Source organism: Microbacterium sp. (genome assembly GCF_031988965.1).
GTDB lineage: Bacteria > Actinomycetota > Actinomycetes > Actinomycetales > Microbacteriaceae > Microbacterium.
The window spans coordinates 1-5,453 of record NZ_DALZXX010000169.1 but is presented as its reverse complement, the minus strand read 5'-3'; the positions used below and the strand labels follow the sequence as shown (position 1 = coordinate 5,453).

Annotated in this window: 5 protein-coding genes; 1 reads left to right on the top strand and 4 read right to left on the bottom strand. The window is 67.9% G+C overall.

All coding sequences use genetic code 11. The annotated features are described in order from the left end of the window. The 4 genes from alaS to RTM68_RS16620 form a co-directional block, all read right to left on the bottom strand. On the bottom strand, positions 1 to 2,567 hold a 2,567-nt coding region (gene alaS / locus RTM68_RS16635), incomplete at its 3' end, for an alanine--tRNA ligase (protein ID WP_312173061.1). A 73-nt stretch (positions 2,568 to 2,640) separates the two neighbouring features. After that, entirely contained in the window at positions 2,641 to 2,829 is a 189-nt protein-coding gene (locus RTM68_RS16630) for a hypothetical protein (RefSeq protein WP_194763929.1), read from the bottom strand. Between the two features lie 105 nt (positions 2,830 to 2,934). Beyond that, on the bottom strand, positions 2,935 to 3,564 hold the full coding sequence (gene rpsD / locus RTM68_RS16625) for a 30S ribosomal protein S4 (protein WP_194763930.1): 630 nt from the start codon (positions 3,562 to 3,564) through the stop codon (positions 2,935 to 2,937). A gap of 161 nt (positions 3,565 to 3,725) precedes the next feature. After that, complete coding sequence (locus tag RTM68_RS16620) at positions 3,726 to 5,066, bottom strand: replication-associated recombination protein A (RefSeq protein ID WP_312173057.1); 1,341 nt, start codon at positions 5,064 to 5,066, stop codon at positions 3,726 to 3,728. 143 nt (positions 5,067 to 5,209) lie between these two features. On the opposite strand from RTM68_RS16620, the gene RTM68_RS16615 reads away from it, so the two are divergent. Next, on the top strand, positions 5,210 to 5,453 hold a 244-nt coding region (locus tag RTM68_RS16615; protein ID WP_312173054.1), incomplete at its 3' end, for a hypothetical protein.

The following is a 5,453-nucleotide window of genomic DNA, read 5'->3' as shown; positions in this document are numbered from 1 at the left end:
CCGCCGCCGCCGCCGAGCACCGCTGCAGCGCGCTTCGCGAGCGCTCCCGCCTTGGCGCCTGCTGCGCGAGCGGCGTCGTTCGTCGCGACGACGACCACCGGGCGGTCGTTCACGATCCCGCCGAGCGCGACGACCGCGGGGTCGGAGCCGAGACGATCGCGGACTCCGAGCACGAGCTCGCGAACATCATCGGCCGAGGCGATCGTTCCGAGGGACTGCGCTGCGACACGGAAAGCCCCGACACGACTGGCTGCGTCGGCGATCGCCGGCACCTGACCGGCGCGCTCCTTGGCCTCGAACTGCGCGATCCGCTTCTCTGCCGCCTTGAGGCTCGACGACAGGTCGGCGATCCGTTCGGCGAGCTGGTCGCGGGGCGTCTTCAGCGACGAGGTGAGCTGCGACACGAGAGCTCGCTCGGCCGCCAGCTCGCGGAAGGCATCCTGCCCCACGAGAGCCTCGATCCGTCGGTTCGACGCACCGACGGACGACTCGCCCACGACGCTGACCAGGCCGATCTCGGCGCTGCTGTTGACGTGCGTACCTGCGCAGAGCTCGCGCGACCACGGTCCGCCGATGTCCACCATGCGGACGACATCGCCGTACTTCTCGCCGAACAGCGCCATGGCGCCGGCTTCCTTCGCCTCGTCGAGCGAGACGATCCGCGTGGTCACCTCGAGGGCGTCCTGCACGGCGCGGTTCGCGATGTCCTCGATCTCGGTGCGGGTGTCGGTCGAGAGCGCCTGAGACCAGGCGAAGTCGAAGCGCATGTACCCCGCGCGGTTCAGCGATCCCGACTGGGTGGCCGTCGGCCCGAGCGTGTCGCGGAGCGCCGCGTGCACGAGGTGCGTCGCGGAGTGCGCCTGACGAGCAGCCCGTCGGTTCGCGGCGTCGACGACGGTCGTCGCGGCGTCATCGACGGCGACGGATCCACGGCTCACCTCGACGGTGTGGCTGATCAGACCGGGAACCGGACGCTGCACGTCGAGCACTTCGAGCTCGAACCCTGCACCGACGATCACTCCCTTGTCGGCGACCTGGCCGCCGGACTCGGCGTAGAGCGTCGTCTCTGCCAGCACGACCTCGGCGATCTGTCCCTCGGCCGCACTCGTCACGACCTGACCGTCGACCAGGATCCCGAGGATGCGCGAGTCGACCTCGAGCTCGCTGTAGCCGTCGAAACCGGTCTCGCCGAGTGCGCGCAGGTCGCGATAGACCGACACATCGGCGAGCTGGCGCTTGCGGTTGCGCGCATCGGCCTTCGCACGGGAGCGCTGCTCCTGCATGAGCGAGTCGAAGGCAGCGCGATCGACGTTCAGACCGGCTTCCTCCGCGACCTCGAGGGTGAGGTCGATCGGGAACCCGTAGGTGTCATGCAGCAGGAAGGCCTCTCGGCCGCTCAGCGCCGAGTCGCCCTTCTTCTTCGTCTCGTCGAGAGCCAGATCGAGGATCGTCGACCCCTGTGCGAGCGTGCGGCGGAAGGTCTCCTCCTCGGCGAAGGCCGCTGCCGAGAGCGTCGACCAGTCCTTCTCGAGCACCGGGTACGCGGACTTCATGGCGTCGCGCGAGGTGGCGAAGAGCTCGGGGAACACCGGCTCGTCGACACCCAGCAGGCGCATCGCGCGGACCGTGCGACGCATGAGGCGACGCAGGATGTACCCGCGCCCCTCGTTCGACGGGCGGACCCCGTCGGAGAGCAGCATGAGCGAGGACCGGACGTGGTCGGCGATCACGCGGAAGCGGACGTCGTCTTCGTGCTCGGCGCCGTAACGACGACCCGAGAGCTCGACGGCACGGTCGAGGACGGGACGCACCTGGTCGGTCTCGTACATGTTCTCGACGCCCTGCTTGAGGAAGGCGACGCGCTCGAGTCCCATACCCGTGTCGATGTTCTTCTGGGGCAGTTCGCCCACGATGTCGAACTCGGTCTTGCCACGGATGTTCTCGATGAAGTCCTGCATGAACACGAGGTTCCAGATCTCCAGGAACCGCGAGTCATCGGCGGCAGGGCCGCCGTCCTTGCCGTACGCAGGACCGCGATCGAAGAAGATCTCGGAGTCGGGCCCGCCCGGGCCCGGCTGTCCGGTGTTCCAGTAGTTGTCGGCACGTCCGAGGCGCTGGATGCGCTCGGGCTTCAGGCCGATGATGTCGCGCCAGATCGCCTCTGCCTCGTCGTCCGTCTCATAGACGGTGACCCAGAGATCCTTCTCCTCGAAGCCCAGACCGCCATCGGCCTCGGAGCTGGTCAGGAGCTCCCACGCGTACCGGATCGCGCCTTCCTTGAAGTAGTCGCCGAACGACCAGTTGCCCATCATCTGGAAGAAGGTGCCGTGACGCGCGGTCTTGCCGACCTCTTCGATGTCGTTGGTGCGGATGCACTTCTGCAGGTCGGCGATGCGGGGGTGCGGCGCGGGCACCACACCGGTGAGGTACGGGATCATCGGCACCATTCCGGCGACCGTGAACAGCAGGGACGGATCGTCGCTCACCAGAGAGGCGGAAGGGACGATGACGTGGTCGTTCTTCTCGAAGAAGTCGAGGTAGCGCTGCGCGATCTCCGCAGTTTTCATAGGGGTGCCAGGTGTCCTTGCGTACAGGGTGTGGAAGAGCGGGCGAAGCGTCGCGGCCGACGGGCCGTGGCGATCAGTCGTCTGCGGGATCTGTGAGTCGCGCCTGCTGCTCACGGTAGGCGTCGCTGATGATGCCGGTGAACTCGTTGAAACGAGCATCGACCTCGGCGAGGATGTCGTGACCGCGGGGGTCCTTGTTCATGAAATGCGCCGCGACGAAGCCGCCGATCACACCGATCAGGAACCACAGCACGTTCTTCATGTCGTCATCCTTGCCCTTGACCCGCGAAGGCGCGGTGTCACCATCGTATGCCGAAACGACAGAAGGCGTCGGGTGACCCCGACGCCTTCTGCGGAAAAGCTGAACTCAGCGAGCTGCGTAGTACTCGACGACGAGCTGCACTTCACAGGTCACGGGGACCTCGGCGCGCTTCGGGCGACGAACCAGGCGAGCCTGGAGCTTGTCGAGCTCGACCTCGAGGTAGCCGGGAACGGGAGGCAGGACCTCGGCGTGACCGCCGGCCGCTGCGACCTGGAAGGGCTCGGTGCCCTCGCTCTTGGCCTTGACGTGGATGAGCTGACCCGGCTTCACGCGGAAGGACGGGCGGTCGACGAGCTGGCCGTCGACGAGGATGTGACGGTGCACGACGAGCTGACGAGCCTGTGCGGTGGTGCGGGCGAAGCCCGAACGCACGACGAGCGCGTCGAGACGCATCTCGAGGAGCTCGACCAGGTTCTCACCGGTCAGGCCCTCGGTGCGACGAGCCTCGTTGAACGTGTTGCGCATCTGCTTCTCGCGGATGCCGTACTGCTCGCGCAGACGCTGCTTCTCACGCAGACGGACGGCGTAGTCGCTGTCAGCCTTGCGCTTGGTGCGGCCGTGCTCACCCGGAGCGTAGGGACGCTTCTCGAGGTAGCGGGCGGCCTTCGGGGTGAGCGGGATGCCGAGGGCACGGCTCAGACGAACCTTGCGGCGGTCCTGGGACTTCGTGGTCACGAAGTTGTCCTTCCGATGACGCGGTCGTGTCTCTCACGACTCGCGGACGTATCGTCCGCGTTCTGCCTTGGAGCGCACGCCGGGGCGCCAGCAAGGTGGGGTGTGAACGAGGAGATGCCCGAAAACACGGTTTCGAGCCGATCAAGTCTAACAGATCCGGATCATCGCCCGTCGAGGATGCGGCGGATGCGCTCGAGACGTGCGGAGATGTCACGTTCCGCACCGAGGTTCTTCGGCTCGTAGTAGCGCTTGCCCTGCAGCTCATCCGGCAGGTACTGCTGCGGAAGGATGCCGAACTCGCTGTCGTGGGGATAGACATAGCCACGCCCGTGGCCGAGTCGCTTGGCGCCGGGGTAGTGCGCATCGCGCAGGTGCAGCGGGACGCGTCCGAAGCCGCCGGACCGGATGTCGGCGATCGCGGCGTCGATCCCGACGTATGCCGCGTTCGACTTGGCCGTCGTCGCGAGATACACGGTCGCCTCGGCGAGCGGGATGCGCCCTTCCGGCATGCCGATGAAGGCGACCGCATCGGCCGCGGCGACCGCGATCGAGAGCGCCTGGGGATCGGCGAGGCCCACGTCTTCGGACGCCGAGATGACGAGACGCCGAGCGATGAAGCGAGGGTCCTCCCCCGCTTCGATCATGCGAGCGAGATAGTGCAGCGCGGCATCGGGATCGGAACCGCGGATCGACTTGATGAAGGCGCTGATGACGTCGTAGTGCTCGTCTCCCTGCCGGTCGTAGCGCAGGAGCGCCTTGTCGACGGCCTGCGCCACGTCGTCGGCCGTCGCCGACGGAACGGTGCTCTCGTCACCGGTGCCGCCACTGCGGGACATGGCGACCGCAGCCGCGGCCTCGAGACCGGTGAGCGCACGTCGGGCGTCGCCGGACGCCAGACGGATCAGGGCGGCACGCGCATCGTCTGCGAGAGTCACCGCAGCGTTCAGGCCTCGCGCGTCGGTCACGGCGCGGTCGACGAGGAGTCCGATGTCGTCGTCCGTCAGCGGCTGCAGCGTCAGGAGCAGCGACCGCGACAGCAGTGGAGAGATCACCGAGAACGACGGATTCTCGGTCGTCGCGGCGATCAGGATGACCCACCCGTTCTCGACGCCGGGCAGGAGGGCGTCCTGCTGGGCTTTCGTGAAGCGGTGGATCTCGTCGAGGAAGAGGATCGTCGTCTGCCCGTACAGGTCTCGCTGGGTGATCGCCTCCTGCATCACCTCGCGGACGTCCTTGACACCGGCGGTGATGGCGGAGAGTTCGACGAACCGACGCCCGGACGAGCGGGCGATGGCCTGTGCGAGCGTGGTCTTGCCCGTGCCGGGCGGCCCCCACAGGATGATCGACACGGCGCCGGGTGACGTGGCGTCGGGATCTGCCAGCGCCACGATCGGCGACCCCGCACGCAGCAGGTGCTTCTGGCCCGCCACCTCGTCGAGGGAGATCGGGCGCATGCGCACGGCGAGGGGCGTCTGCCCGGAGAGCAGTGCGGCGGAGGTCATCAGTCCAGGCTAACGCCGGTCTCCGACATCACGCTCGAGATCGGCGGATCCGGAGGTCGCCGCTAGGCTCGGAGACGTCGGTGCCGCCGAGCGCCACGTTGTCCCCTGTACGCCGAGAGTCGACGTCCACGAAGGAGTACGGCATGGCCGCACGCGGTTCCAAGAACGCGCAGCAGCGCACCGAAGCGGAGCGCGCACGGCTCCACGCCGCCCGCACGGAGTGGCACGACGGTCGGATCCGGCGCCGGGTGCGCGACAACACGATCGCCGGCCTCGTCGGTGCGCTGATCGTCGCGGCCGCCATCGGCAGCCAGGTCGTGCACGCGCAGGTGGCGCCGCCGGCACCCGCGCCGACGAGGGTGTGGATCTCGTCGATGAACGTGACGA